Origin of the sequence: Paraburkholderia terrae (assembly GCF_002902925.1) — a bacterium.
In the GTDB taxonomy this organism is placed as follows: Bacteria; Pseudomonadota; Gammaproteobacteria; order Burkholderiales; family Burkholderiaceae; genus Paraburkholderia; species Paraburkholderia terrae.
This window is the reverse complement of record NZ_CP026111.1, coordinates 2,527,058-2,552,670: the sequence shown is the minus strand read 5'-3', so window position 1 is coordinate 2,552,670 and position 25,613 is coordinate 2,527,058. Positions and strand designations below refer to the sequence as shown.

The 25,613-nt window shown below is 64.7% G+C and carries 26 protein-coding genes and 1 tRNA gene; 13 read left to right on the top strand and 14 right to left on the bottom strand.

The genetic code is table 11. From position 1 onward, the window contains the following. Positions 1-364 precede the first annotated feature (364 nt). Positions 365-1,072 (top strand): pirin family protein, encoded by a 708-nt coding sequence (locus tag C2L65_RS11275; protein WP_042310365.1) that lies wholly within the window; start codon positions 365-367, stop codon positions 1,070-1,072. A gap of 164 nt (positions 1,073-1,236) precedes the next feature. On the opposite strand, the gene C2L65_RS11270 is transcribed toward C2L65_RS11275, so the two are convergent. After that, positions 1,237-1,776, bottom strand: coding sequence for a Spy/CpxP family protein refolding chaperone (locus C2L65_RS11270; protein WP_042310363.1), 540 nt, complete (start codon positions 1,774-1,776; stop codon positions 1,237-1,239). 223 nt (positions 1,777-1,999) lie between these two features. On the opposite strand from C2L65_RS11270, the gene C2L65_RS11265 reads away from it, so the two are divergent. Next, positions 2,000-2,725 carry a response regulator gene (locus C2L65_RS11265; protein ID WP_007587938.1) on the top strand — a complete coding sequence of 242 codons (726 nt, stop codon included), beginning with the start codon at positions 2,000-2,002 and terminating at the stop codon, positions 2,723-2,725. Continuing rightward, positions 2,709-4,037 carry an ATP-binding protein gene (locus C2L65_RS11260; RefSeq protein WP_042310402.1) on the top strand — a complete coding sequence of 443 codons (1,329 nt, stop codon included), beginning with the start codon at positions 2,709-2,711 and terminating at the stop codon, positions 4,035-4,037. Before C2L65_RS11265 ends, C2L65_RS11260 begins: the two co-directional genes overlap by 17 nt. 116 nt (positions 4,038-4,153) lie before the next feature. Here C2L65_RS11260 and C2L65_RS11255 read toward each other — a convergent pair whose 3' ends face one another. Next, complete coding sequence (locus tag C2L65_RS11255) at positions 4,154-4,420, bottom strand: double-stranded DNA-specific endonuclease (RefSeq protein ID WP_036003535.1); 267 nt, start codon at positions 4,418-4,420, stop codon at positions 4,154-4,156. 176 nt (positions 4,421-4,596) lie between these two features. Continuing rightward, positions 4,597-6,276 carry a sensor domain-containing diguanylate cyclase gene (locus C2L65_RS11250; protein WP_042310360.1) on the bottom strand — a complete coding sequence of 560 codons (1,680 nt, stop codon included), beginning with the start codon at positions 6,274-6,276 and terminating at the stop codon, positions 4,597-4,599. Positions 6,277-6,995: 719 nt separating this feature from the next. On the opposite strand from C2L65_RS11250, the gene C2L65_RS11245 reads away from it, so the two are divergent. Continuing rightward, positions 6,996-8,750 carry an ABC transporter permease gene (locus C2L65_RS11245; RefSeq protein ID WP_042310358.1) on the top strand — a complete coding sequence of 585 codons (1,755 nt, stop codon included), beginning with the start codon at positions 6,996-6,998 and terminating at the stop codon, positions 8,748-8,750. Positions 8,751-8,772: 22 nt separating this feature from the next. Further along, positions 8,773-10,116 (top strand): ABC transporter ATP-binding protein, encoded by a 1,344-nt coding sequence (locus tag C2L65_RS11240; protein ID WP_042310356.1) that lies wholly within the window; start codon positions 8,773-8,775, stop codon positions 10,114-10,116. A gap of 91 nt (positions 10,117-10,207) precedes the next feature. Here the strand turns inward: C2L65_RS11240 and C2L65_RS11235 are convergent, their stop codons facing one another. The 3 genes from C2L65_RS11235 to C2L65_RS11225 all read right to left on the bottom strand — a co-directional run bounded on the left by C2L65_RS11235 (position 10,208) and on the right by C2L65_RS11225 (position 12,785). Beyond that, positions 10,208-10,762 carry a hypothetical protein gene (locus C2L65_RS11235; RefSeq protein WP_042310354.1) on the bottom strand — a complete coding sequence of 185 codons (555 nt, stop codon included), beginning with the start codon at positions 10,760-10,762 and terminating at the stop codon, positions 10,208-10,210. Continuing rightward, positions 10,759-11,298 (bottom strand): hypothetical protein, encoded by a 540-nt coding sequence (locus C2L65_RS11230; protein ID WP_229513468.1) that lies wholly within the window; start codon positions 11,296-11,298, stop codon positions 10,759-10,761. The genes C2L65_RS11235 and C2L65_RS11230 overlap by 4 nt, the downstream gene beginning before the upstream one ends. 431 nt (positions 11,299-11,729) lie before the next feature. Then, a complete protein-coding gene (locus C2L65_RS11225; RefSeq protein ID WP_042310352.1) occupies positions 11,730-12,785 on the bottom strand; it encodes a sigma-54 interaction domain-containing protein in 1,056 nt (351 codons plus the stop codon). 440 nt (positions 12,786-13,225) lie between these two features. On the opposite strand from C2L65_RS11225, the gene C2L65_RS11220 reads away from it, so the two are divergent. From C2L65_RS11220 to otsA, 6 genes are all read left to right on the top strand, one after another. Further along, a complete protein-coding gene (locus C2L65_RS11220) occupies positions 13,226-13,543 on the top strand; it encodes an ElaB/YgaM/YqjD family protein (protein WP_042310350.1) in 318 nt (105 codons plus the stop codon). 69 nt (positions 13,544-13,612) lie between these two features. Then, a complete protein-coding gene (locus C2L65_RS11215; RefSeq protein ID WP_042310398.1) occupies positions 13,613-13,879 on the top strand; it encodes a hypothetical protein in 267 nt (88 codons plus the stop codon). Between the two features lie 314 nt (positions 13,880-14,193). Next, positions 14,194-15,600 carry a sigma-54-dependent transcriptional regulator gene (locus C2L65_RS11210; RefSeq protein WP_042310348.1) on the top strand — a complete coding sequence of 469 codons (1,407 nt, stop codon included), beginning with the start codon at positions 14,194-14,196 and terminating at the stop codon, positions 15,598-15,600. Positions 15,601-15,742: 142 nt separating this feature from the next. Then, complete coding sequence (locus tag C2L65_RS11205; RefSeq protein WP_042310345.1) at positions 15,743-15,946, top strand: hypothetical protein; 204 nt, start codon at positions 15,743-15,745, stop codon at positions 15,944-15,946. A 202-nt stretch (positions 15,947-16,148) separates the two neighbouring features. Beyond that, positions 16,149-16,361 carry a hypothetical protein gene (locus C2L65_RS11200; RefSeq protein WP_007587923.1) on the top strand — a complete coding sequence of 71 codons (213 nt, stop codon included), beginning with the start codon at positions 16,149-16,151 and terminating at the stop codon, positions 16,359-16,361. Between the two features lie 201 nt (positions 16,362-16,562). Further along, on the top strand, positions 16,563-17,984 hold the full coding sequence (otsA, locus tag C2L65_RS11195; protein ID WP_042310344.1) for an alpha,alpha-trehalose-phosphate synthase (UDP-forming): 1,422 nt from the start codon (positions 16,563-16,565) through the stop codon (positions 17,982-17,984). Between the two features lie 117 nt (positions 17,985-18,101). Here the strand turns inward: otsA and C2L65_RS11190 are convergent, their stop codons facing one another. From C2L65_RS11190 to C2L65_RS11160, 7 genes are all read right to left on the bottom strand, one after another. Continuing rightward, complete coding sequence (locus C2L65_RS11190) at positions 18,102-18,689, bottom strand: glycine zipper 2TM domain-containing protein (RefSeq protein ID WP_042310342.1); 588 nt, start codon at positions 18,687-18,689, stop codon at positions 18,102-18,104. 132 nt (positions 18,690-18,821) lie between these two features. Then, positions 18,822-20,264 carry an MFS transporter gene (locus C2L65_RS11185; protein WP_081921139.1) on the bottom strand — a complete coding sequence of 481 codons (1,443 nt, stop codon included), beginning with the start codon at positions 20,262-20,264 and terminating at the stop codon, positions 18,822-18,824. Positions 20,265-20,429: 165 nt separating this feature from the next. Beyond that, a complete protein-coding gene (locus C2L65_RS11180) occupies positions 20,430-20,939 on the bottom strand; it encodes a YbhB/YbcL family Raf kinase inhibitor-like protein (protein ID WP_042310393.1) in 510 nt (169 codons plus the stop codon). Positions 20,940-21,097: 158 nt separating this feature from the next. Then, positions 21,098-21,544: a very short patch repair endonuclease gene (locus C2L65_RS11175; protein WP_042310340.1), complete on the bottom strand. Its 447-nt coding sequence runs from the start codon at positions 21,542-21,544 to the stop codon at positions 21,098-21,100. Then, the gene (gene dcm, locus C2L65_RS11170) at positions 21,544-22,824 is read right to left on the bottom strand and encodes a DNA (cytosine-5-)-methyltransferase (RefSeq protein ID WP_042310337.1); all 1,281 of its coding nucleotides are present in this window, start codon (positions 22,822-22,824) and stop codon (positions 21,544-21,546) included. Before dcm ends, C2L65_RS11175 begins: the two co-directional genes overlap by 1 nt. 292 nt (positions 22,825-23,116) lie before the next feature. Further along, positions 23,117-23,440, bottom strand: coding sequence for a hypothetical protein (locus C2L65_RS11165; protein WP_042310335.1), 324 nt, complete (start codon positions 23,438-23,440; stop codon positions 23,117-23,119). Positions 23,441-23,885: 445 nt separating this feature from the next. Beyond that, a complete protein-coding gene (locus C2L65_RS11160) occupies positions 23,886-24,155 on the bottom strand; it encodes a hypothetical protein (RefSeq protein WP_042310333.1) in 270 nt (89 codons plus the stop codon). A 232-nt stretch (positions 24,156-24,387) separates the two neighbouring features. Between C2L65_RS11160 and C2L65_RS47045 the strand changes: the two genes are divergently transcribed. After that, positions 24,388-24,513, top strand: a complete 126-nt coding sequence (locus C2L65_RS47045) for a hypothetical protein (RefSeq protein ID WP_255221896.1) — start codon at positions 24,388-24,390, stop codon at positions 24,511-24,513. Between the two features lie 121 nt (positions 24,514-24,634). On the opposite strand, the gene C2L65_RS11155 is transcribed toward C2L65_RS47045, so the two are convergent. After that, a tRNA-Arg gene (locus C2L65_RS11155) sits at positions 24,635-24,709 on the bottom strand. 118 nt (positions 24,710-24,827) lie between these two features. Here C2L65_RS11155 and C2L65_RS11150 point away from each other — a divergent pair. After that, positions 24,828-25,568, top strand: a complete 741-nt coding sequence (locus C2L65_RS11150; RefSeq protein WP_174485070.1) for a class I SAM-dependent methyltransferase — start codon at positions 24,828-24,830, stop codon at positions 25,566-25,568. Positions 25,569-25,613: the final 45 nt, after the last annotated feature.

Below are 25,613 nucleotides of genomic sequence, written 5' to 3'. Positions count from 1 at the left end.
TCGCGCGCTCTGCGCCTGTTACCGCGCGTTCCGGCCGAGCCCGCGCTGCTGGGCGCGCCGTCCGGACGCGGTACACGCGTCGACCGATTCCAAAAAGCGCGGTATTTTACCCGAACCCGCCCGCGGTGCCAGTCCTCGAGGCAAGGAAAAAGCCCTTTGCCGCCAGAGACATGCACGCGCGACACGTGGTCGCGGCAGGCCGCCGCGCGTTCTGGCCGCGTCGTGGCGGCCGATGCAACGCGCATTGCGCGGCTTCCGGGCATTGCCATCATTTATGAAACGATCCGGTGCGGCGGCGCGGATTGTGCCTCGCGGGCGCAGCCCATACATTCCCGTCATCGGAAATTTTTCACGGGAGACCCAGATGATCAGGATTCGTCGTTCCGACGAGCGCGGCCACGCCAACCACGGCTGGCTGAACGCCAAACACAGCTTCTCGTTTGCCGATTACCACGATCCCGAGCACATGCACTTCGGTCCGCTGCGCGTGATCAACGAGGATCGGATCGCCGCTGGGCAGGGCTTCGGCACGCACGGGCATCGCGACATGGAGATCGTCACCTATGTGCTAGAGGGCGCGTTGTCGCATCGTGACAGCCTCGGCAACGGCTCGACGATCCGTCCCGGCGACGTGCAGCGCATGAGCGCCGGCACGGGCGTGATGCACAGCGAGTTCAATGGATCGCAGGAGGACTCGCTGCATCTGCTGCAGATCTGGATCATCCCGAAACGCGCAGGCGACGCGCCGGGCTACGAAGAAAAGCGCTTCACCGATGCCGACAAGCGCGGGCGGCTGCGCGTCGTGGCGGCGCCGGACGGCCGCGACGGCGCGGTGACGATCCACGCCGATGCGTCGATCTACGCCGGTCTCTTCGACGGCGCGGAGCGTGACGAGCTTGCGCTCGTGGCGGGACGCCAGGCGTACGTGCATGTTGCGCGTGGCGCCGTCACGGTCAATGGCGAGGCGCTGAAGGCGGGCGACGCCGCGATGATCACGGATGCCGCGAGCGTCACGGTCGAAAACGGCGAGGGCGCGGAAGTGCTGCTGTTCGACCTCGGTCAGTTGCGTTGAGCGAGGCGGCGCTTTCGTTCATGTCGTCTATTAGTCTGTTGGTCAGCCAATGAAACAACGCCACGGAAGCTGCCTTCCGTGGCGTTTTGTTTTACACGTGTCACGCCCGGCGAAGGGCGTTCATCGACACGCCGGCGCGCGCGAGGCAACGCGGCTGACCTCGCTTAAGGCTTCACCGCCGAAGCCGCTGCGTCGCCCTGATGCTTCTCCCAACGCTCGCGCATCTTCTGATGACGCTGCTCCATCTTCGCGAAATGCTGCTTGAGCGCGGTGCTGACGGTGGTCTTCTGCTGGTCGTTCAGGCCGTTATAGAAGTTCAGCCATGCCGTCGACGTCTGCTCGCGCAGCTGCGCGTCCTTCTGCTCGATCTGCTGATGCGCGGCGTGCATCGCGTTCAGGTCGAGAATAGGTTGCTGCTGCATCTGCTTGAACTGCTGGCGCATCTGCTCATGGTTCGCGCGCTCGGCTTCATGGCTTTGCTTCATCGTGTCGAGCGCGGCTTGCCATGCCTTTTCCTGATCCGCGTTCAGTTTCAGTTGCCCGTGCAACTGGTTCAGTTCCTTCATGAAGCCGCCGTGGTGCCAGCCCGGGCCGCCATGGCCCATGCCGGGACCCCCTTGGGGTTGCGCGGCGAACGCGGCCCCGAGACTCAGTGCAAGCGATGCAGCGGCAACGGCGAGAAAGCGTGATGTTTTTTTGGACATTACTGTGCTCCTTGATCAACTAGCCGACGATGCCGCCCGTCTCGAAGGTGGACCAGCGCGCATTCGGTAAGGCACAGCGTAGAGGGATCGAATGCCCGTCGTGTTACGCGTATCCTTGCGGAAGTTACGTGACATTACGTGTGCCTTTCGCGGTAACACCCGGTAACCCTTTCGGGGTCAGTAGGGGCGGAAACGCAGCGGGGCGCGCGTTACACTTCAAACCATGGCTACTCAAATTCTGGTCGTCGATGACGACGTCGAACTGCGCGATCTGCTGCGCGATTATCTGGCCCGGCAAGGCATCGAAGTGTCGGTGCTGCACGACGCCAGCTCACTGGAACGCCGCATCGAGCGCGAACGGCCCGACCTGATCGTGCTCGACCTGATGATGCCGGGCGTCGACGGTCTCACGGCGCTGCGCAAGCTGCGCGCGTCGGGCGACGATATCCCCGTCATCATGCTGACGGCGCGTGCGGACGACGTGGATCGCATCGTCGGCCTGGAACTCGGTGCGGACGATTACCTCGGCAAGCCGTTCAACCCGCGCGAACTGCTCGCGCGTGTGCAGGCGGTGTTGCGCCGCCGCAAGACGCTGCCGTCGGCGGCTGCGCCCGAGCAGCGCGAGCCGTTCTCGTTCGGCCGCTTCACGCTCGACTTCCAGTCGCGCACGCTGCATCAGGAAGGCAAGCCGCTCACCTTGTCGGGCAGCGAGTTCGCGCTGCTGAAGATCTTCGTCAATCACCCGATGCGCACGCTCACGCGCGAGCGCCTGCTCGAACTGCTGCACGGTCCCGAGTACGACGGCACCGACCGCGGCATCGACGTGCAGGTGTGGCGCCTGCGCCGTATTCTCGAAACCGATCCGTCCGTGCCGCGCTTCATTCAGACCGTACGCGGGCGCGGGTACGTGTTCGTCCCCGATGGCGAGCAACATGCGGCGTCCAATTGATTCGTTGTTCGGGCGGCTCGCGCTGCTCGTCGTCTGTGTATTGCTGGTGTCGCATTTCGCGTGGTATCTGCTAGTGCGCTTCGAGCGCAACCAGTCGCAGACACGCTATGCCGTCGAAGAGGCCGTGTTCCTCGTCGACGCGGTGCGCGACCACGTCAGGCGCGAGCCGGATCAGCCGCTGCCTTCGCGCGTGCGGCTCGTCGATCCCGCGAGTGCCGACGTTCCACCCGACGTATCGAATTTGCCCGCGCCGCTCGACCGTTTCGTCGACGATGTGCGCGACCGTCTGCCCACCTCGACGCAGGTGCGCGTCGGCACGCCGGGCAAGCCGCCCGCGCTGTGGGTTCGCGCGGCGAGCGATCCAAGCTGGATCGTCGTGCCCGTGCAGCCGCTGCGGCCGCCGCGCTCGCTCGACCGGATGGTCCTGTGGCTCGGCATCATTTTCTCGGCGGGTGTGATGGCGGCACTCTTCGCCGCGTGGCAGCTGCAGCAGCCGTTGCGCTCGCTGGCGCAGGCGGTGACGCGCTTCGGGCGCGGCCTGCCCGTGCCACCCGTGCGCGAGCGCGGCCCGCGTGAACTGCGGCAACTAACGCACGGCTTCAACCAGATGGTGCAGGAGGTCGCGCGCACCGAGCATGATCGCGCGGTGATGCTGGCTGGAGTCGCGCATGATCTGAAGACGCCGCTTGCGCGTCTGCGGCTGCGCGCCGAGATGATGGACGATGCGAAGACGCGCGACGGCGTCGTGCGCGACGTCGATTCGATGACGCATATCGTCGAGCAGTTTCTCGTGTTCGCGCACGACGGCGGCGACCGCAGCGAACCCGTCGAAGTCGACGCGCAGTGCGAACGCGTGGTGCGCAGCTATCGCGCGGTGTCGGGCGGTGCGCCGACGGTGCAGACGGATCTACGCGCCGGTCCGGGCTTCATGCTGCCCGCCGCCACGCTCGATCGCATCCTGTCCAACCTGCTCGACAACGCGCATGCATACGGCGCACCGCCGGTCACCGTCGCGACAGCGCGTACGTCGCAGGGCTTCACGCTGACGGTCACGGACAACGGCAGCGGCATCGCCGCGCAGGATCTGATCAACGCAAGCCGGCCCTTCGTGCGGCTCGATCCGGCGCGCGGCGGCAATGGCCACAGCGGCCTGGGCCTTGCGATCGTCGAGCGGCTCGTGCGGCGTGCGGGCGGCGAATGGCAGATCGGCAACAACGATGCGCCTAATGGCGGGCGGGGCTTGCGCGTGCAGATGACGTTCCCGCTGGAAGCAGTGTCGCGCACGGTGGCGGCGTCGGAAATCGTCTGGTGAGTGTGATGCGCCGCGCGCTTTGGCTGCGCGGCATTCAGAAACGGGCCTGGGGCTGAGTTGGCGCTGAGGGATTGCAAATGCCCCGTCCATACCGTTCGATCAGACAGGCAGCATGCCTATTCGGTGAAGAGCGTGTTGAGCGCGGCGGCGGCTTCGCTGTCCACGGTATTCCACGTCACCGTATCCGCCTCGAAGATGTAGTGCGTCGTGTACTTGCCAAGACGCGTGAGAATTTCTTCCTGTATCACTTCGGGCGCGACTTCCAGCTTCAGATACCACGCGGTCGACGACAGGCGCGTCTGAAACGCGCCGTACTCTGCGAGCAGATGATCGAAGGCGTCAGCGTCCTGATCGCGGCAGACGATGACCAGATTTCCCTTCATGCGAACCTCCGGGGGAGCGTAAAGCGGTGATCACAACTTTCGGATGAAAGTCGATGATACCTGCTTAAGCTCCGCTTGCCCGGCGGCTTCGACATGCGCGATGCAGGGCGCATCGCTGACCGGTCAGAGAGCGTTTCGCCTGCTTACCGGACATCACCAAACTCTACGAGCAGGCGTCACCAGGCATTGGCGGGCGTGCGCGTGGGCGGCGCGGTATCGTCGGGCGGCACGGCCTCGCTGCGGTCGCGTCCGCCCTGTTTCGCGGCATAGAGCGCCTGGTCGGCGCGGCTGATGATGCGCTCGGGCAGATCTTCCGCCGACAGTTCGGTGATGCCTATACTCACGCTCAAGCCAACCGACTGCGGCAGCTTCGCCGACGGCGTCGCCTTCAGGCGCACGCGCAGGCGCTCGACCACTTCGAGTCCGGTGCCGAGCGGTGTCGACGGCAGCAGAATGCCGAATTCCTCGCCGCCCAGCCGGCCGATTGCGTCGCTGCCGCGCAGCTCGGCGCGGCAGGTGTCGACGAAGTGTTCGAGCGCGCGGTCGCCGGCGGCGTGGCCGAAACGGTCGTTGATCTGCTTGAAGTGATCGAGGTCGGCGATCGCCATGCACAGCGGCTCGCCCGTCGCGCGCGCACGGTCGATCTCATGACGGAGCAGATCGAGGAAATAGCGGCGCGACAGCGCGCCCGTCAGCGCGTCGTGACGCGCTTCCGCGGACAGCAGCGTGTTCGCGGACTGCAACTGCTCGGCCAACACGCGGGTCGCGCGGTGATGACGCCGCTCGCGCAGATACGACACGGTAATCACCCAGGCGAGCGCCACCGTGCCCGCGAGCGTCAGGAACACCAGCAGATGATCCCGTTTGTGATTGCGCATCAGCTCGGGCCACGCGACGAGCGGATCGACGAGATGCGCGGACAGGCCCGAGTTCAACCCGCCGCGCGACTGGTAGAGCGTCGGAATCGGCTGGCCGGGCATGTCGAACAGCTGATCGGCGATCGCCGTCGGCACCCACGGCGCATCGCTGCGCACCTGGCTCTTGACGGGCTGGATCTGGATGGTTGCAAACTGATCGCGATGATAGGTGCCCATGCGCTCGACCGCGTTCATCTGTGTGACGCGCGAGTTCGGCATGGCCTGGCCTTCGAGCGCCGCGTTGTGCGCCATGATGACCACGCCGTTGTCGTCGGTGACGAAGGTGCCTGCGTGCGCGACCCAGTGGCGCAGCCGCGCGATGCCGACCTTGGCGACGATCGCGCCGACCAGCAGGCCGTCGTCGTAGACGGGCGCCGAGATGAAGATGCCCGGCTCGCCGCTCATGCGGCCCACGCCGTATGCCTCGCCGAACGCGCCGAGCAGGGCGTTGGTCAGGTAGCTGCGCGAGCGCATGTCGAGCCCGACGAACGAATGCGCGTTTTGCGCGTTGCTCGCCGCGACGCACAGCCCGTTCGCGTTGACCAGCCAGATGATGTCGAGGCCCGAGAAGCCCTGGGCGTCGCGCAGAAAACCGTTGATGCCCGCCAGTTCGGGCGACTTCAGCAGATCTTCGCGATGGGCGGGTTCCAGGTCGACGCCTGACGCGGCATAATTCTGCGAATGCGTCAGCGCCTGCTGGATCACGCCGAGTTCGGCCATGGTGGCGGGTATCGCCCGCGACATCGCCAGGTCGCTCGCGATCACTTCGGCCATGTTGTAGACGATCGAGGCGGACATTTGCCGCTGCTGGCGCAAGGCGGTATCCAGTTCTTGCTGTACCATCCGGTCCGCGACCAGGCCGGAGGCGAACCAGCATGCGAGCACGACCAGTACGAAACTGGCCGGTCCCAATGCCTGGCGCAAGGTTGTCCTTTTCATCGACCCTCTGATCCGTCTGACTGATTCATGCAACAACGTCTTTCGTTGCAACGCGCTGGCGCTGGGCCGTTCCTGCCGATTTTCACCGTGCTTCGCACGGAGCCAGGATAAATGCGCCGCGCCACCGTCCTCGTCGCCGTCGGCCAGCAGGTTTCGCCGCATCCCGATTTTAACCGCCGCACGGCCCGGCGCTAGCCAGGATTTGCGCGCGCGGAAGTCCCGTGTGGGGTATTAACGGCCTCCAGCGGGACTTTCTGAATAGCGGCACGGCCATCGGATTGTGGCTAGCACGCGACGGTTCGCCAGAAGCGGGCGCAAGCCCGGCCTGTTGATGCGCGCGGCCTGCCGCTTACAGATCCATTCCGGTAACCATTCAGCGTGACATTTGAGTGTCAACGGTTGTTTCTGTCACACAGGTTGTAGTAGTGTCGTGCCGTCCAAAATGAGGAAAGCTCGCTGGCCTGCCGGCGGCGGCTCGCGCAACACGATTGCGCCGGCCGTAAGTGCAGGCCCGCACGGGGCGCCGCGCGATGTATCCGTCGCCGGCCAATGCGTATTGAACGCCAACGATTTACCGCGCATTAGCGTTTTGCCATGCCTGATTTCCGCTTTCCGGATCGATCCTCGGACCGTCGCGTCGCCGCCAGCCATGCCGGCGCGCGCGTAGCCATCATGGCTGGCGGCATGCTTGCATTCCGCCGCGAAGGGAGGGCCGCCTGATGGATCTGTTCAGCTTCACCCTGAACCGCACTGCCAACGCTTCGGCGTGGCGGGTGCTCCCCAATCGTTGGGATTTCATTGCGTTTCCGCTCATCATCTGCGTGATCGCGATGGCCGTGGTCGGTTTCCACGAGACGTTGGCGCCCATCTCGACGCTGCAAAGCGAGCCGATCTCGCTCGACCCGGCGAACCTGCCTGAGTACGCGCTGCGTACCACGCTGCGCATGCTCGCCGCGATGGTCGCGTCGCTGACCTTCACGCTGGTCTACGGAACGCTTGCCGCGAAGAGCCGCCGCGCGGGCCAGGTGCTGGTGCCGATTCTCGACATCCTGCAGTCGGTGCCCGTGCTCGGCTACATCTCGTTCACGGTGACTTTCTTCCTCGCGCTCTTTCCGTCGCGGGTGCTGGGCGCCGAGCTGGCCGCGATCTTCGCGATCTTCACGAGCCAGGCGTGGAACATGACCTTCAGCTTCTACCAGTCGCTGCGCACCGTGCCGCGCGATCTGGACGAGGTGTCGAAGGGCTTCCATCTGACGTCGTGGCAGCGCTTCTGGAAGCTCGAAGTGCCGTTCTCGATGCCGGGCCTCATCTGGAACATGATGATGTCGATGTCGGGCGGCTGGTTCTTCGTGGTCGCCTCCGAGGCCATCACGGTCGGCAATCACACCATTACGTTGCCGGGCATCGGCGCGTATCTGGCGGCGGCGATCTCCGAGAAGAACCTGCACGCGATCGGCTGGGTGATCCTGACGATGACGGTCGTGATTCTCGCGTACGACCAGTTCCTGTTCCGTCCGCTCGTCGCGTGGTCGGACAAGTTCCGCATGGAGAACACGAGTTCCGGCGACGCGCCGGAATCGTGGCTGCTCGACCTGATCCGCCGCACGCGGCTGATTCACCGGCTGCTCGTGCCCATCGGCTGGATGTTCGCGAAGGCCGCGCGCGTGCCGATCCGCTTGCCGCGTGTCGGGGCCGTGAAGTTCGCGAAGCCGGCCGTGCTCAAGCCGTCCAGGACGGGCGACATCGTGTGGGCCGTGATCGTCGTGCTGGTGACGGCATTCGTCGTGTATCGCGTCGTCGAGTATGTACGCACGGGCGTGACGCTCGATGAAGTCGGCCATGTGTTCGTGCTGGGTCTCATCACGCTGCTGCGCGTGACGCTGCTGATCGCGCTCGCGTCGGTGGTGTGGCTGCCCATCGGCGTGCTGATCGGGTTGCGCCCCTCGCTCGCCGAGAAGATCCAGCCGGTCGCGCAGTTCCTCGCGGCGTTCCCGGCGAACCTGCTGTTCCCCGTGTTTGTGATCGTGATCGTCAAGTTCAATCTGAACCCGGACATCTGGCTGTCGCCGCTGATCGTGCTCGGCACGCAGTGGTATATCCTGTTCAACGTGATTGCGGGCGCGAGCGCCTATCCGAACGACTACAAGGAAGCCGCGAAGAATTTCCGCATCCGCGGCTGGCAATGGTGGCGCCAGGTCATGCTGCCGGGCGTGTTCCCGTACTACGTGACGGGCGCGATCACCGCCTCGGGCGGCGCGTGGAACGCAAGCATCGTCGCGGAAGCCGTGCAGTGGGGCGATACCAAACTCGCCGCGCACGGGCTCGGCGCGTATATCGCGCAGTACACGGCCGCGGGCGACTATCCGAAGATCATTCTGGGCATCGCGGTGATGTCCCTGTTCGTGTCCCTCTTCAATCGCGCGTTGTGGCGTCCGCTGTACGCCTACGCCGAAAGCCGCCTGCGGCTCGATTGAGATTCATTGAAGGCATAACGCGATGCAAAATCCGAAGACCGTAACCGCCGCGCCGATCCAGACGCCGCCGATGCCGCCGCGCCTCGGTGAAGAAATCCTGCGCGTCAAGGACGTGTGCCGCGGGTTCAACAAGACCCAGGGCGAGCTGCTGGTGCTCGACGACGCCAATCTGTCGTTGCGCGAAGGCGAGATCGTCGGGTTGCTCGGCCGCTCGGGCTCGGGCAAGTCGACGCTGCTGCGTATCATCGCCGGCCTGATCGAGCCGACGGGCGGCGAAGTCACCTACATGGGCAAGCCGCTCAAAGGGCCCGCCGACGGCGTTGCGATGGTGTTCCAGACCTTCGCGCTGTTTCCGTGGCTGACCGTGCTGCAGAACGTGGAAGCGGGTCTCGAGGCGCTCGGCGTCGGTGCGCGTGCGCGCCGCGAACGCGCGCTTGCGGCGATCGACCTGATCGGTCTCGACGGCTTCGAGAACGCCTATCCGCGCGAGCTGTCGGGCGGCATGCGCCAGCGCGTCGGCTTTGCGCGCGCGCTGGTCGTCGATCCGACGCTGCTGCTGATGGACGAACCGTTCTCCGCGCTCGACGTGCTGACGGCCGAGACGCTGCGTACCGACCTGCTCGATCTGTGGACGCAAGGACGCATGCCGATCAAGTCGGTGCTGATCGTCACGCACAACATCGAGGAAGCCGTGTTCATGTGCGACCGGATTCTCGTGCTGTCGTCGAATCCGGGCCGCGTGATCGCGGAGATCAAGGTGCCGTTCAAGCATCCGCGCAACCGTCTCGATCCGGCGTTCCGGCGGCTGGTCGACGACATCTACGCGAAGATGACGGCGCGCCAGAAGGACGAATCGACGAAGAAGGGGCTGGAGCTGCACAGCTGGCTGCCGCATGTGTCGACCAACCTGATGGCGGGTCTGATCGAAACGCTGGCTGCCGCGCCGTATCACGGCCGCGCGGACATGCCGGAAATCGCGCGCTCGCTGCATCTGGAGGTGGACGACCTGTTCCCGATCGCCGAAGTGCTGCAGCATCTGGGCTTTGCGGACGTGCGTGAGGGCGATATTTTCCTGACGCCGCCCGCGCGCGTGTTCGCCGAATTCGGCACGCAGGAGCGCAAGCTGATGTTCGCCGACCATTTGCTCAAGCACGTGCCGCTCGCGGCCCGAATCAAGAAAGTGCTGAACGAGCGGCCGGGACACCGCGCGCCGCGCGTGCGCTTTGAGCAGGAACTGGAAGACTTCCTGTCGGACAGCGCTGCAGAAGAGACGCTCGACGCCGTCATCAACTGGGGCCGTTATGCCGAGATCTTCTCGTACAACGACCAGACGGAAATTTTCAGCCTTGAGGACGTCGAGTCCTGAGAGCAGCGCTCGAGGCGCTTGAGGCAAGAAAGAAGGGGAGCCGCGTGGCTCCCCTTTATTTTGGTCCCGATCCGCGGCACTACGAGCAACGTTACTGCAGATTGCCCCAGCGCTCGACAGCCGGTTCCGCCGACGCCCATTTCCAGTAACCCTTGTTGTCCTGCTGGCAGGCGCTCGCCATGTACCAGTCGACCTTCGCGTCGGGCTTGTCGCCGTCGACAACCGAGAACACGAACTCCTTGCAGATCGCGAGCGACGACGCGAACGCGCGCGTCACGCGCACCTGGCCGTGGCCGTTCTCGATGGGCAGCGAGTGCTTGACGCTCCAGTCGCGCGTCTCGCCGACGGGCATCGCGCCCGCCAGCGCCGCGATCACGTTCTGCTGATCCGAGTGCATCACGCGCATATAGCGCGCGACGGCCTCGTCGGTGGCGGCTTGCACGGCAATGCCCACGCCGATGCCCACAGCGGGATTCGCGGTGAAGATACCCGTCGCGGCGCCAGCGCCGGCGCCCGCTGCCGCGCCGACGGAAGCCGAACTGCAGCCGCTGACGATCGCGCCCGTACCGATGCACAACGCGCCGACGAGCGCGAGCCGCACAGCCGTCGCCGCCCGCAGGTTTCCGGTTGACGGGCGCGCGCTCATTGCAGCGAGCCCCAGCGTTCCGTCGCGGGCTCGGCCGATGCCCACTTCCACGCCGCGCCGTCGCGGCAGATCGACGCGACATAGAACGCGCTCGACGCGGGCACGTTCTTGGTCGCAGTTTTATCGACGGAGAAGACGATCTCCTTGCAGTCGAGTTCGCCCGCGCTGATCGTGCGGCTGACAGTCACGCGGCCATGCTCGTCTTCTTCGAGCGGCACCGAATGCGTGATGCTCCACGGCGCAACCGCGCCAACCGCGAGCGGGCCGGCGACCACGGCGATGCTGTCCTGGGTGTTGCGATGGATCACGCGTTCGGAGTACTGCACGCCTGCGCGCGCCGCGGCGACGGCGCCAAGGCCGATACCCGTGGCGACGGCGGCGTTGTTCGTTACTTTCCCGGCAATGGCTGCGCCTGCGATACCGGCGCCCGCCGTGGCACCTTCCGAGTAGAGCGATCCGCATCCGCTCAACGTCGTGGTGACGGCGACGGCCAGGGCTGCAATCAGCGTGGCGCTCGGGAAGATCGATCGCCGCATGGCGCTGGGCGGCGCGGCGTGTTTGTCACGGTGCATTGCTTTTTGCATTTCTTCGTCATTGCTCCTGCTCGTGCCTTCGACGCGTGGAGCGCGCCAGCGCGAAGGCAGATACATCTGATTTTTTCGCTGCGGCATTGTGCAGGATGCGTTTTGTAATTGGCATAGGGAAAATGCAAGCAATTGCAAAAGATGCTGCGAGGCCGGGGTCTTTCTGTTTGGCGTGAGGAGCAGTTGGCATGCCTGAGCAAGGCATGGGGCACGGCTGGCGCGAGCGCTTGCGTGCAGCGCGGCGCGGCGCGGCGGAAGAAGAGACGCGGCTTGACTGGAAGCCGCGAACGCGAGTGGAGAAAATGCCGCGAAGAAGGGCTTGTTGAAACCGCAAAAACCGCAAAAGCGATCAGCGCGCAATAGGCTGCGCGCGTCGCTGCGAATCAGTTGTCGTCGTGATTCGACTCTTCGTCGCCGTAGGTGCTGAGCCGGTTGTACAGCGTCTTCAAACTCACGCCGAGCGCTTTCGCCGCGCGCCGCTTGTCGCCGCCGCAATACTTGAGCGTGCCGAGAATGATCTGCTTCTGCGCATCGGCGAGCGGCGTGCCGATCCACACGCTCATCGAGTCGCCGACTGTCACGGGCTTCTTCACGCGCGACATCAGATGCGGATGCGGCAACTCCACCGCCTTCTCGGCCAGAATGAACGCGCGATACACCGCGTTCTTCAGCTCGCGCACGTTGCCGGGCCACGACCAGGTGCGCAGCGTTTCCATCGAACGCTTGCTGAACACCTTGTTCGTGCCTTCCTGGCGGTTGAGCTCGTTGAGGAAATGCACCGCCAGCAGTTCGCGGTCGCCTTCGCGCTCGCGCAGCGGCGGCGCGCGCAGCGGGAACACGGCGAGCCGGTACATCAGGTCTTCGCGCAGGCCGTTTTCCTTCACCGCCACGGCAGGGTCGCGATTGGTCGCGGCGATCACGCGCACGTCGCCGCGAATCAGCTCGGTGCCGCCGACGCGATAGAACGTGCCCGTCTCCAGCGCGCGCAGCAGTTTCACCTGCCGCACGGGCGCCATTTCGGTGACCTCATCGAGAAACAGCGTGCCGCCGTTCGCGTGCTCGAAGTAGCCGATGCGGCCCTGGACCGCGCCCGTGAAGCTGCCTTTTTCATGGCCGAACAGTTCGGCTTCGATCAGTTCGTCGGGAATCGCGCCGCAGTTGACGGCGACGAACGCGCCGCCCTTGCGCGCGCTATGGTCGTGAATCGTGCGGGCGATCAGCTCCTTGCCCGTGCCCGATTCGCCGATGATGAGTGCCGTCGCATCGGTGGCGGCCACACGGTCGATCTGTTCGTAGAGATCCAGCATGACGGGCGATGAGCCGTACAGCGTGCCGTACGACTTCAGTCCCGGGACGTTTTCCGCCGCGCGTTGCTTCGCCGGAGACGCACCGCCGCCATCGGCTTCGGTGGCGGGCGAGTCCAGATCGGTTGACGACATAGGCAAGGGTGTCCTGTGCAATTTCGGGTGGGTGTCGTGAATGGCGCAGGCCAGTATCGAGAGCGTGGATTGCCTTGTAAGAGTGGTCCACTATCTCACAAAAGGCAATTTAACCACTCACGCGCCATTTCCGGCAAGGCGCATGCAAGTTTGCCGTTCGCTGGCAGTTCGCAAACGTTAACGTACGATCGACACGCGTTGCCGGAAAAAGTTGCGCGGCGCGCGATGCAGGTCGGCAACTTTGTCTGCATCGCGCATGCCTGCGCGCGGTCTTCCGTGGTCTTCGATTGCGCCGCGTTGCGGAACTCGATGAGAACCCGTAGATCGCACGAGGATGCCGGGAACGACCGTTGCGACAGACAGGAAATGACGCATGACACCGGAACCGCCCATCGACAGACGGGACAAATCCGGTCCCCGCGCCGGAACAGGAGAATGCAATGACGGAAACCACCGAACAGCTCGCGTTGGGCCGACAAAAACTTGTCCAGGATCTCAGCGTGCTGTTGACCGATTCAGAAGAAATGCTGCGGCTCGCGGCAGCCGTGCCGGGCGAAGGCCTCGACGCGCTGCGTGAGCGGCTGCGCACGCACGTCGATTCCGTGCAGAACGCGCTCGCCGACGCGCAGACCTCGGCCCAGCGGCGCTACCGCAGCGCCACCGTCCAGACTGAGCGATACGTGCGCCAGAATCCGTGGCAGTCGCTGGGCATCGCGGCCGGTGTCGGCTTCGTGCTCGGCATGCTCGCCGCGCGCTGAGCGGCGCTAATCCGGCATGGCGGCCGCGTGGCCGCTGCCATTTCCATTCGCGACAACAAGGAGTTCAACATGGCACGACCCAAGATCGGCATATTCGGCGCCGTGTTCGCCGTGGGCAGCGTACTGGCATGGCGCTGGGTGCAAAAGCAGCGCGCCGCGCAGCAACCGCTCGCGCGCGATCTGACGCGCTGGGAAGGCGAGGGCGGCGCCGTGACGGAGCCGGTGCAACCCACGCAGGGAGCGCCGGGCGCGCAGGTCGCGCCCACGCCCGCCAAGCATCTGCGCAACGGTAATGGCGCGGATCACGGCGACGCCTGGCCGTTTCCGCGCAGCTAAACCGGATGACGCGCACGGCGGAATGCGATTTAAGACGACCGTGCGCCGCCTCATATGCGGGTTGATGTTTTTTCGACCTGAGGCCTTATAATGAGCAAAAAGCACAACAATAAGTGCCTTTTATAGCAAAATTTACGGTAATTGTTGCGCATATGCGTTAATTCGGAAAGTTTTTCCGGTCGAGGCGTTCGTCGCTGCGATGCAAGCGTATGCTTGAAAATCGCAGCGCGCGGGCGCTTTCGTCGTTCGCAACTTTCCGGCGAGACGCAGGCTGCGCGTATCCATGACCAGCACTTACGAGCTTTCCATACGCGATGCCACATGTATTGATTGTCGATGACGATCCGAGTACCCGCGAGGCGCTGGCGGCCATCATCGCGGAAGACGGGCTGACCACGGCGACGGCGGGCGATCTGCGCGAGGCCCGAATCCAGCTGGTGCGGCAAACGCCTGACGTCGTGTTCACCGATCTGAAGCTGCCCGATGGCTCGGGCGTCGACCTGTTCGAGGATCTCGATCCGCGCTCGGGCGTCGAGTTCGTCGTGATCACGGGGCATGCGACGGTCGAGTCGGCTGTGAGTGCGCTGAAGATGGGCGCCGCCGATTACCTCGTGAAGCCGATCAACATGCAGCGCGTGAAGGCCATCTTGAGCCGCCTGCCGCGCGCAGGCGATCTGAAGGCCGAAATCGGCACGCTGCGCGGCGAGTTGCGTCGCATGGGCCGCTTCGGCCTGATGCTCGGCAATTCACCCATCATGCAGCAGGTGTACGACCAGATCAGCCGCGTCGCGCCGACGGCCGCTTCCGTTATGCTGGTCGGCGAATCGGGCACTGGCAAGGAAGTCGCCGCGCAGACGCTGCATCAGTTGAGCCTGCGGCGCAAGCACGCGTTTCTTGCCGTCAATTGCGGCGCGATCTCGCCGAACCTGATCGAATCGGAGATGTTCGGCCACGAGCGCGGCGCGTTCACGGGCGCCGACCGTCAGCACAAAGGCTATTTCGAACGCGCGAACGGCGGCACGCTATTCCTCGACGAAATCACCGAAATGCCGATCGAGTTGCAGGTGAAGCTGCTGCGCGTGCTGGAGACGGGCATGTTCATGCGAGTCGGCACGACGAAGGAAATCGAAACCGACGTGCGCCTGATCGCCGCGACGAACCGCGATCCGGAGCAGGCCGTGCTCGAAGGCAAGCTGCGCCTTGACCTGTATCACCGTCTGAACGTGTTCCCGATCAGCCTGCCGCCGCTGCGCGAGCGCGGCAAGGATGTCGAGTTGCTCGCGCAGGCGTTCCTCGACGATCTCAACGAGCAGCACACCACCAAGAAGCACTTCCCGCCCGCAGTGAAGGAGATGCTGCTGTCGTACCCGTGGCCCGGCAACGTGCGCGAACTGAAGAACTACGTGCAGCGCGCGCACATCATGGCGGGCACGGATTCGGACAGCACGGCCACGGTGCCGCTGCAAATCTCGCTGTCGAAGCCGACGGCGGGCACGGCGATCACGATTCCGTTCGGCACATCGCTCGCCGAGGCCGATCGTCAGCTGATTCTGGCGACGCTCGAACAGTGCGGCGGCGTGAAGACGCGCGCGGCCGAGATTCTCGGCATCAGCCTGAAGACGCTATATAACCGGCTTGTCGAATACGGCAACGATGCCGGACGTGCCGATGTCGACGACGTCAGCGACGAGCCGCAGGCTCTCGGCAAGGCGGACGCGTGAGCGCGTCGGCGAAATAGCTGGACTTGCCGCTGTCCGCCACGGCGGACAGCGGCATCAACGGCACATGCCTTGCTGATTTGAGTTCAACAGTCGACAGCGCACCAGGCGACGACGACATCGAACGAAAACAGGGAGCCAAACCATGCCGGAACATAACGCCGTCCACGGTATCTACGCGCACCGTCCTGAACCTACGACGCCGCCCGAGCCGAACCAGCCGGATACGATACCCGACCCGACGCGCGAACCCGTCGAACCCGATACACCGCCGATCGGCGATCCGCCGTCGCAACCTTCGCAAACGCCTCATACGATTGCCCGCATGACGCTGCTGCCGGAGTTCTGACACCTGACTTCACACAGCAGCGGCCACCCGAATGGACTTACGCGGATTTGGCGCCTTTACGCAATTGGCGGGCCCGCGCCCTGTACGCGTTACAAAACCGCCGAACTTTTTACCGGCAATTTACGTTCATCGGCCTAGACTAAGGGGATGCGTCCCGGGCAAACCCTGTCCGGGTACTGGCCTTCCCCTGGAGGCGTCCATCATGAGACATCCCGCATTGCGGCGCTCCGCGCGTCATTCGAAGCGCGACCAGCGCCCAGCCGGCGGCTCGGGCAATCCACCCGTCGGGCCGGACCCGGCGCAGCAGAACCGCCCGGCGCCCGGCGCGCCGCCAGACGGGGATCACAACCAGGGTGGCACGCGTCAGGAAGGGCTGGAATACCAGCGCGACCTGGGCTCCGAGCAGGACGCCTGAAGCCATTTTTCCGGCCGGTTCCGGTTGGATCGTCGAGCGAAAAATCTGCTGCGCGGGTGCCCGGGCGCAGCTAGTTTTTGCTCGCCTGTCACATTTACATACATTTTTATTCCGTCTTTTTGCGCATGACGGCATAGGACTTGCGTGCCGTAAGGCGGAGTATCACCGCATGTACAGTCAACTGAATGAGGTGGAGCCGCAATGAGCAGATTGATCGTCGTTTCAAACCGCGTCGCGCCGACTCAGGAAGGACGCCCCGCAGCGGGCGGTCTCGCAATCGGAGTGCTGGACGCCCTGAAGGAAACGGGAGGAGTGTGGTTCGGCTGGAGCGGCGAGACCGTCGCCGAGTCGTCCCCGCCCGTCATCGAGAAGCAGGGCAACGTGACCTACGCCACCGTGGGGCTGACCAAGCGCGACTACGACCAGTACTACCGCGGTTTCTCGAATTCGACGCTATGGCCGACGTTCCACTACCGCAATGACCTGTCGCGCTACGACCGGCAGGAATATGCCGGCTATCTGCGAGTGAACGTGACGCTCGCGAAGCAGTTGAAGGAATTGCTCAAGCCCGACGACATCATCTGGGTTCACGACTATCACCTGTTGCCGTTCGCGCGCTGCCTGCGCGATCTGGGCGTGAAGAATCCGATCGGCTTCTTTCTGCATATTCCGTTTCCCGTGCCGGAGGTGATGCGCACCGTGCCGCCGCACGAGGAACTCGTGAAGTGCATGTGCAGCTATGACGTGGTCGGTTTCCAAACGGACGCGGACCGTCAGTCGTTCGTCGATTACATCGAGCGCGGGCATCATGGCACGTCGAGCGACGAGAACATGATTCACGCATACGGCCGGTTCCTGAAGGTGGGGGCGTATCCGATCGGTATCTATCCCGATGCGATCGCCAAGGCCGCCGAGCAGTTCACCGACCGCAAGCCGGTGCGTAGCCTGCGCGACGGCATGCGCGGCCGCAAGCTGATCATGAGCGTGGACCGGCTCGACTATTCGAAAGGGCTGGTCGAGCGCTTCCAGGCATTCGAGCGTCTGTTGCAGAGCGCGCCCGGCTGGCATGGCCGCGTGTCGCTCGTGCAGATCGCGCCGCCGACCCGCGCCGATGTGCAGACCTACCAGCGCATTCGGCAGACGCTGGAAGGCGAGGCGGGGCGTATCAACGGCCGCTTCGCGCAACTGGACTGGACGCCTATCCAGTACCTGAATCGCAAGTACGAACGCAATCTGCTGATGGCGCTGTTCCGTCAGTCACAGGTCGGCTATGTGACGCCGCTGCGCGACGGGATGAACCTCGTCGCAAAGGAATACGTCGCGTCGCAGGACCCGGCCGATCCTGGCGTGCTGGTGCTCTCGCAATTCGCGGGCGCGGCCGAGCAGTTGCCCGGCGCGCTGGTCGTCAATCCGTTCGATCTGTCGCAGATGGCCGAGGCGTTGGAGCGCGCGCTGTCGATGCCGCTCGCCGAGCGCCAGGCGCGTCACGCGGACATGATGGCGCCGCTGCGCGAGAACAACCTGTCGGTATGGCGCGATACGTTCCTTGCCGATTTGCGGAATGTCGCGACGGCTTCGTCGGTGACGGAGAAGGCCGTCAAGCGCGCGGACGTCACGGTCTGAGCTAACGTGAGATAAGTAAGATTGCGCGGCCTCGTGGGGCGCGCAGGTTCACGAACGGCAGCCTTGCAGGCTGCCGTTTTCGTTTCCAGCCAGGCGTTTTTCGAGCCGTCGAGCCCGTCACGCCTGCTGCTGGTTCAACTCGGTGAGTGGCACGGGTGTCTGACGCGGATCGAAATCCGCCCATTTGCCGCGTTGCCAGTGACCGGTTGCGCGTTCGATATCGGCGCCGCCCGCCTCGCGCAGAATCCGCGCCGCGTCCATCTGGTTCTCCGGACACACATGCACGGCGACGAGCACGCCCGAGTTGCGCATCTCGTGATGCACGACGTCGTGATGTTCGTGCGGACCGCTGCGCGCCTGGGCCATCTTGCCCACCACCAACCCGAGATACGCACCGACACCCGCCGCGATCACGACGACGGGCATCGACGCCGAAAACGCGGTGAACACCGCGACACCGATCACGGCGCCCGCGACAGCGCCGATCGTCACCGCGTGGTGATGGCGAGGGGACGTCGGCGGCGCGGAGGAGATCGTGGGCGGGGCGGCGGCGTGTTCGTCGAGTGGATGGCGCGCATGCTGGCCGCGCGGATTGACGAAAAACAGCGTGACGTCTTCACCGGGAAAACCGTTGTCGAAGAGCTTTTGCGCGGCGTCTTCGGCGGCGGGGAAAGTGGTGAAACGTCCAGCGACGATGAGTGACATGGTGCCCCCTATCGTTCAAAGGCCGAGGTTCGAAGGCCAGAGCGAAACCCGCACCGCACGTCGCGACGGACATCGGCGGTTGAGGCTTCGTCTACAAGAATAGGCGGAAAGCGGGGCGTTGGAAGGTATGCGTTACGCGGCCGTCGGCGCGCTGTGCCGGACGCGCATCGTGCTGACGAGCGCGCCCGCGCCCGCGAAGCACGCCGCCACGTAGAGCGTGAGCACGGGGCCGTGCTGCGGCGCGATGCCGAAGATCAGCGCGACGAGCGCCGAGCCGAGCGTTTGCCCCGTCAGGCGCGCGGTGCCGAGCATGCCGCTCGCCCCGCCGCTGCGGTGGCGCGGCGCCGCCGACAGCATCGTCCGGTTGTTCGGCGACTGGAAAATGCCGAAGCCCGCGCCGCACAGCGCCATGCGCCACACGATATCGAATGCCGTGGGGTGCGGGCCGAGCGTGGCCAGCAGCAACAGGCCGAGCGCCAGCGTCGCGAGCCCGAGGCCGCCGAGCCAGCCCGCCGAGATCCGGTCCGACAGCACGCCCGACAGCGGCGCCGCGCCGACGATCACGAGCGGCCACGGCGTCATCAGCAGCCCTGTCTCGACCTGGGATAGGCCCAGATTGTTTTGCAACAAGAACGGCAGCGACACGAACGCGAGCATTTGCGCGCAGAACGAACACACCGACGTGCCCACCGACAACGCGAAGATAGGAATGCGCAACAGATCGACGGGCAACAGCGGCGCGGACTGCGTGAGTTGCCGCCGCACGAAAAAGTAGCCGATCACGATCGCGCCGATCAATTCGGCGGCGACGAAACCGTAGCGCTCGCCGTGGCCGAAGCCATCGACGGCGAAGATCAGAAGCCCGAACACGAACGCGTTCATCACGGCGCCCGGATAGTCGTATGGCGACGGATGGCCTTCGTTGCGCGGCAGCGCGCGCCAGCCCACTGCGATGGCGGCAATGCCGATCGGCACGTTGATCGCGAAGAGCCACGGCCACGCCGCGACGGCGAGTACGGCGGACGCCACCGTCGGCCCGACGGCGGACGAGACGGCGACCACCATCGCGTTGATCGCGACGCCGCGCCCGAGTTGCGCGGGCGGATAGATCATGCGCACGAGCGCGGTGTTGACGCTCATGATGCCCGCGGCGCCGAAGCCCTGGATCACGCGGGCGAGCGCGAGCGTCGGCAGCGACGTGGCTAGCGCGCAGCCGAGCGACGCGATCGTGAACAGCACCAGCCCGCCCATATAGACGCGCCGATAGCCGATGCGATCGCCCAGCGACGACAGCGGCAGCAGCGAAATCGTCACCGACAGCTGATACGCGTTCACTACCCAGATCGAGCTTGCGGCGCTCGCGCGCAGGTTTCGCGCGATGGTCGGCAGCGCGACGTTGGCGATTGCGCTGTCGAGCACGGCGAGCGTGATGCCCAGCGCGACGACGAGGATCGCCCAGTAGCGCTGCGGGATCGGCAGCCCCAGTTCGGGTTCTGGCGCGGCGGCGGGAGAGGGAGCAGCGGGGTTGGAAGCGCCCGGTGGATGGCGGTTGTCGGTCGACGAAGAAGCTTGCATTGTGTTGTTGTGATGAGCGGCGAGGCGGTCGATGCCCGCCGGCAGTCGTGTCCAGGATTGTGCTTCCTGCGACAGCGGTCGTGACAGCGGGCAACCGATTCGGCCCGGCATGACACGCGCATCGCGCGGCGGCCATGCCGGCCCGTGGAGATCGGAGCGCCGCCGTTACTTCAGTTCGTACAGGCCCGTGTACGTGGCCGAATCGATTTCGTTCAGATGCGTCATGTAGCGCGCGACGGCGTTCGTCGTGTCGGCGGTGAGCGGCAGGCTTGCCACCTTCAGCGCATGCACGCGGAAGATAAAGCGATGCGGCTTGTCGCCGCGCGTCGGCGCTGCGCCGCCAAACCCGACCGAGCCGTAGTCGTTGCGAAACTGCAGCGCGCCGGCCGGCAACAGGCTGCCGTCGGCTTTGCCTGCGTTGCGCGGCAGCGAGCGTGCATCGGCGGGAATGTTGACGACGACCCAGTGCCAGAAACCGCTGCCCGTGGGCGCGTCGGGATCGTAGACGGTGAGCGCCAGGCTTTGCGTGTCGGCGGGCGGCGCGTCCCATTGCAGCGCGGGCGAGATGTTCTCGCCATCGCCGGAGACGCCGAACGATTTGTCGTTCATCTCCTGTGCCTTCGGCATAAAGCCGTTCGCGGGGAAGTCGTCCGACCAGATTCGAAAATCAGCCATCATGCGCCTCCTTCAGTGGATGGTTCCAGGATAGGCGGGAGCCGTTGAAAGACCGCTCGGAAGATAGCCTGGAGACTCCCAGTTAGCTAATCGAGTGTAGCACCGGCATCTTGCAAAATTCGCCGCGTCGCTTGGAGACGCAACCTCATGTGCGGTCCTTATGCGCGCTCTTCATGCAGCGGCGCGCCGCCGTGCAACCAGTCGATTAGCCGCTGCAGGACGCCGTCGATGTCCCGGTTCGCCCCGCGCAAGGCGCATTCCCACACCGTCGCGACGCGCCAGCCGGCTTCGAGCAGCGCGGCTTGGGCCTTCGCATCGTTGGCGCGATTGCGGCCGATCTTGTCGCGCCAGAACTCCGGGCGCGTCTGCGGCCATTTGAAGAGATGACAGTCGTGACCATGCCAGAAGCAGCCATGCACGAAGATCACCGCGCGATACCGCGGCAACACGATGTCGGGCCGGCCGGCCAGATCGCGCGCGTCGAGCCGGAAGCGGAAGCCGCGCCGATGCAGCAGGCTGCGGATCAGGATTTCAGGTTTCGTGTTGCGGCCGCGAATGCCGGACATCATCCGGCTGCGCGTGGCCGCGTCGACGATATCGACCATCAGTGCGCGAGCTCCGCCGCGCTTTCCGCTTGCGCTGCGTGCGTGAGCGCGCGCACATGCGGCAGCATGATGCGCGCGACTTCGCGCATCACGGGCACCACGACGCTATTGCCGAACTGGCGATACGCCTGGGTATCGCTGACGGGGATGCGGAACGTGTCGGGAAAGCCCATCAGCCGCGCGCATTCGCGCGGCGTCAGACGGCGCGGGCGGTTTTTCTCGCCCTGGTAGACGAGAATCTCCGAGCCATCCTTGTGATAGCGCGCCGACAACGTGCGCGTCACGCTTTGCGGATACGCCATTCCATAGCCGAAGCCGTTGCCCGCCGCGCGATGCTTCTCCGCGTAGTTCTGCAGGTAGGTCCAGAGCTTCGGCGTCAGCGTGTATTTGGGCTGCACCTGACGCGCGGCGTGATCGAAGAAGCGGTCGCCGTCCCACGGCAGGACGGGCTCGCTGCCGTCCGTCCGATGCAAAATCGACGCGAGCCGCGGGCCTTCTTCCGGCAGCCGCAGATCGTCCCACGAGAACGACGTCTTGCCGCGAAAGCCGACAATGATGATCCGCTCGCGATGCTGCGGCGTGAAATGCGCGCCGTCGATCACGCGGTAATGCACCTCGTAGCCGAGCTCGTCGCGCAGTGTCTGAAGGATCACGTCGAACGTGCGGCCCTTGTCGTGCGACAGCAGGTTCTTCACGTTCTCGAGCAGGAACGCGGCCGGGCGGCGCGTGGCGATGATGCGCGCGACATCGAAGAACAGCGTGCCCTGCGTCGCGCATTCGAAACCGTGCGGGCGGCCGAGCGCATTCTTCTTGCTGACGCCTGCAATCGAAAACGGCTGACACGGAAAGCCGCCGAGCAGAATGTCGTGCTCGGGGACGGCTTCGGCGGGAAACGTGACGATGTCGCCGATCAGCGCGTGCTGCGCGTCGCCGTCACGGAAGTTCTCCTGATACGTTTTCTGCGAGAAGTCGTTCCACTCGCTGGTGAACACGCATTGGCCTCCGTGCGCCTCGAAGCCCATGCGGATGCCGCCGATGCCGGCGAACAGATCGATGATGCGTGTGCTCGTTCCGTTGCCTGCATGCGCGCCGGCGTTGCGCGCCGTGGCGGGATACAGCATCGCGTGCAGTGCCGGTTCGAGCATCGCGGGGCAAGGCGTTTCGCCTTTTTCCCAGCGGCGCACTGTCTTGATGTCCTTGCCGACATGCGCGGCGATTTCTTTTTGTGTGAAGCGGGTGCGCGCCTGCTTCAGCAGGTCAAGCGGTGAAGCCTGAGTCACAGGAATCCTTGCTGGGAATTTTTGCGGACATTATGACCTACGAATGTCCCTAATTCGCGATTGCGGCGTGTTCCGCAGACAAATTTTCCTGCGCCGGAGGGCGTGAGCGTGTGAAGGGAGAGGGAAGGCAGCCCCGGCGACGCGCCAGATCATCCTGTCGCTGTGCCGCCGGGTGTTCGCGCTGCTGGGTGCAGCATCGTGGAATGAAGCGCGGCGGGTCAATGAATGTTAAATGCGTGGCGCGCCTCGATCCGCGCAGCGCAGCGGCGCCGCAGAGGCTCCGCGGGTTCGCTCAGCGCTTGCGGCGTACGCGATGGCGGTTCGCATCGCGCGACGCCGCGGGCCGCGTGATCGTCACGGGCAGCGGCGTCAGATCCTTCGTGCATAGCTCGTCGAGCTGCAACAGCAGATCGTCGATCGAGCAAAGCTGCGAATTGGTCAAATGGTCGGCGTCGAGCAATTCGAAGAGGCGTTTGCGCCAGTAGGTGGCGGGGAGGATGGCCCCACCCAGGTCGCCATGCATCGAAGGCCGCATGACGCGGGCAATGTGCGCGATGTCCTGATCGATCAGAGTCGATTTGAACGATCCCGCCGACGAAGTGAGGTAATGGTCCATGCCCCCACTACGGCAGGGGTTTGGAAAACTTTAGGGTCGGCTTGAAAATATTTGCGCCGCGACGAGCTTATGCGGTTCGGAATCGGGCGATGCCGACGCGGGCAGCGGGCGAGTGGCCGGTGTTTCGAGGGCCGTGTGCGGGTCGGTTCATGTCAGCGCGAGCGCCAGGCTGCAGGTGAGCACGACGATCATCAGGCCAGCGGCGACTGCAAGGTTGTACGGGTAGGGCATCTGTCAACCTACTGACGTATCCGAGGAGTGACGAGATGATAAAAGGACGCCGCGCGTCCGTCCGCAGACAAATGGCGCGTTAGGTGGGAGAGCGCACACTGGCTTGCGGCGCTCGCGCGCAAGCCCCGCCGGGCGGGCTTCCGGCCCATGCCGGGGCGCTGGCGCGTGTGGCTTTTTTGCGTCGCGCGATGGACACGGCGCGACGCGTGCTGCGTCAGACGGGCTGATCGGGGCTAGGGGCCGGGTTGGCCGCGCCTTCGAGAAAACGGCGCGTCGCTTCGAACGATTGCAGCATCTGGTCCGGCCACGGTGTTTGCAGCATGACCGCCTGGTGATTCTCGAATGCGGTGCTCAGCAGCTTCGACAGCTCCGGCGAGTTCAAATGACGCAGCAGCACGCTGACGGCGATGGCCGTTGCCTGACTGGCGCCTGCCGTTTGCAGTTCGGAAGTGGTGAGAGCGGCGAGTTGCTTGTGGATATCCATGGGTTGTCCTTCGATTGTGCTGGCGTGTGTTGCGTGAAGTGCGTGATTTTGTCACGGTCGGGCGAGGTTGGTCGGACCCGGTCTGCTCGGGAAAAGGTCGTCCAGCCGCGCCACGCGGGCTCGTTTTCCATTCCCTTCCAAAAAAGGGAACTGTGTTTTGGCAATTCCGATAGTTTTCTTTGTTTAGCGCGGGCGTACACTCGATTCAAACGTTTTCGCTCTGGAGTCGATCATGCTCGCTACCTTCTTTGTGCTCTGGCCGTTTGCCGCTGCGTCGCTGTTTGCGCTCGCCAGATTCTTCGATCAGCGCGACCAGCAACTGGCCAAGATTCAGGTGGTGGTGCGCAGGCATCGGTGAACGGCTGATCGTTGTGGCTGTTTGCCGCATTGCATTGCAATGCAATGCGGCAGTAGCAAACAAAAAACCCGCAAAGCGTGAGCTGTTGCGGGTTTTTTTGTAGCGTCGTCCGTCGCCGATGTGGTCCCCCCGACAGGAATCGAACCTGTATCTAGCGCTTAGGAGGCACTTGTTCTATCCATTGAACTACGGGGAGGGGCCGCCGACGAGCGCAGAGTATAGCAAATCGCCCGTTGGCCAAAGCGGCTTTCGACGCGGGCATCGCCCGGGGCAACGCGGTAGCGGCTGGTGCACCGCACGGCTACCATCGGCCGATGACCGATGCTCACTACGCCGATCCGCGTCTCGTCGCGCTCTACGACGCGCTCAACCCGTTCGCCGCCGACACGCGCTTCTATATTGACCTGGCCGCACGCACGGAGGCCTCGCGCATCGTCGATATCGGCTGCGGCACGGGGCTACTCGCCTGTGAACTGGCCCGGCGCGGCCATACGGTGACGGGCGTCGATCCGTCGCCGGCGATGCTCGATATCGCCCGCCGACGGCCAGGCGGCGACCGGGTGGAATGGATAGAAGGCGACGCGGCGCAACTAGGCGCAAAGTCCGCCGATCTCGCCGTGATGACAGGCCACGTCGCGCAGGTTTTCCTCGACGATACGAGCTTCGATGCCACGCTAGCCGCTGCACAAGCCACGTTGCGTCCCGGCGGACGGCTCGCCTTCGAAAGCCGCAATCCATCCGTGTCGCCGTGGATGGCGTGGACGCCTGAACTGTCGCGCCGCGTGATCGACGACCCGCGCTACGGCGCCGTCGAAATCTGGCAGCAACTCATCGAAGCAAACAATGACCGCGTTCGCTTCGACACCCAGTATCGATTCCTTCGAGACGGCGACACGGTCGTCGCGCCCAGCCACCTGCGTTTTCGCACGCAGGCCTCGCTGAGCGAAGCGCTCGTGAAAGCGGGTTTCAGCGACCTGGAATGGTTCGGCGACTGGTCCCGATCGCCCGTCGATCATGCGAGCCGCGAACTGATCGTCGTCGCAAGGCGCGACTGACCACGGCGGGTGGGCCGCCAAAAGCAAAGCGGTCCGCAGGCATTG

Bases quoted from the DNA above. Each gene is read 5' to 3' on its own strand.
- C2L65_RS11275 (WP_042310365.1), top strand. From the start codon at position 365: ATGATCAGGATTCGTCGTTCCGACGAGCGCGGCCACGCCAACCACGGC.
- C2L65_RS11270 (WP_042310363.1), bottom strand. From the start codon at position 1,776: ATGTCCAAAAAAACATCACGCTTTCTCGCCGTTGCCGCTGCATCGCTT.
- C2L65_RS11265 (WP_007587938.1), top strand. From the start codon at position 2,000: ATGGCTACTCAAATTCTGGTCGTCGATGACGACGTCGAACTGCGCGAT.
- C2L65_RS11260 (WP_042310402.1), top strand. From the start codon at position 2,709: ATGCGGCGTCCAATTGATTCGTTGTTCGGGCGGCTCGCGCTGCTCGTC.
- C2L65_RS11255 (WP_036003535.1), bottom strand. From the start codon at position 4,420: ATGAAGGGAAATCTGGTCATCGTCTGCCGCGATCAGGACGCTGACGCC.
- C2L65_RS11250 (WP_042310360.1), bottom strand. From the start codon at position 6,276: ATGAAAAGGACAACCTTGCGCCAGGCATTGGGACCGGCCAGTTTCGTA.
- C2L65_RS11245 (WP_042310358.1), top strand. From the start codon at position 6,996: ATGGATCTGTTCAGCTTCACCCTGAACCGCACTGCCAACGCTTCGGCG.
- C2L65_RS11240 (WP_042310356.1), top strand. From the start codon at position 8,773: ATGCAAAATCCGAAGACCGTAACCGCCGCGCCGATCCAGACGCCGCCG.
- C2L65_RS11235 (WP_042310354.1), bottom strand. From the start codon at position 10,762: ATGAGCGCGCGCCCGTCAACCGGAAACCTGCGGGCGGCGACGGCTGTG.
- C2L65_RS11230 (WP_229513468.1), bottom strand. From the start codon at position 11,298: ATGCGGCGATCGATCTTCCCGAGCGCCACGCTGATTGCAGCCCTGGCC.
- C2L65_RS11225 (WP_042310352.1), bottom strand. From the start codon at position 12,785: ATGTCGTCAACCGATCTGGACTCGCCCGCCACCGAAGCCGATGGCGGC.
- C2L65_RS11220 (WP_042310350.1), top strand. From the start codon at position 13,226: ATGACGGAAACCACCGAACAGCTCGCGTTGGGCCGACAAAAACTTGTC.
- C2L65_RS11215 (WP_042310398.1), top strand. From the start codon at position 13,613: ATGGCACGACCCAAGATCGGCATATTCGGCGCCGTGTTCGCCGTGGGC.
- C2L65_RS11210 (WP_042310348.1), top strand. From the start codon at position 14,194: ATGCCACATGTATTGATTGTCGATGACGATCCGAGTACCCGCGAGGCG.
- C2L65_RS11205 (WP_042310345.1), top strand. From the start codon at position 15,743: ATGCCGGAACATAACGCCGTCCACGGTATCTACGCGCACCGTCCTGAA.
- C2L65_RS11200 (WP_007587923.1), top strand. From the start codon at position 16,149: ATGAGACATCCCGCATTGCGGCGCTCCGCGCGTCATTCGAAGCGCGAC.
- otsA (WP_042310344.1), top strand. From the start codon at position 16,563: ATGAGCAGATTGATCGTCGTTTCAAACCGCGTCGCGCCGACTCAGGAA.
- C2L65_RS11190 (WP_042310342.1), bottom strand. From the start codon at position 18,689: ATGTCACTCATCGTCGCTGGACGTTTCACCACTTTCCCCGCCGCCGAA.
- C2L65_RS11185 (WP_081921139.1), bottom strand. From the start codon at position 20,264: ATGCAAGCTTCTTCGTCGACCGACAACCGCCATCCACCGGGCGCTTCC.
- C2L65_RS11180 (WP_042310393.1), bottom strand. From the start codon at position 20,939: ATGGCTGATTTTCGAATCTGGTCGGACGACTTCCCCGCGAACGGCTTT.
- C2L65_RS11175 (WP_042310340.1), bottom strand. From the start codon at position 21,544: ATGGTCGATATCGTCGACGCGGCCACGCGCAGCCGGATGATGTCCGGC.
- C2L65_RS11165 (WP_042310335.1), bottom strand. From the start codon at position 23,440: ATGGACCATTACCTCACTTCGTCGGCGGGATCGTTCAAATCGACTCTG.
- C2L65_RS11160 (WP_042310333.1), bottom strand. From the start codon at position 24,155: ATGGATATCCACAAGCAACTCGCCGCTCTCACCACTTCCGAACTGCAA.
- C2L65_RS47045 (WP_255221896.1), top strand. From the start codon at position 24,388: ATGCTCGCTACCTTCTTTGTGCTCTGGCCGTTTGCCGCTGCGTCGCTG.
- C2L65_RS11150 (WP_174485070.1), top strand. From the start codon at position 24,828: ATGACCGATGCTCACTACGCCGATCCGCGTCTCGTCGCGCTCTACGAC.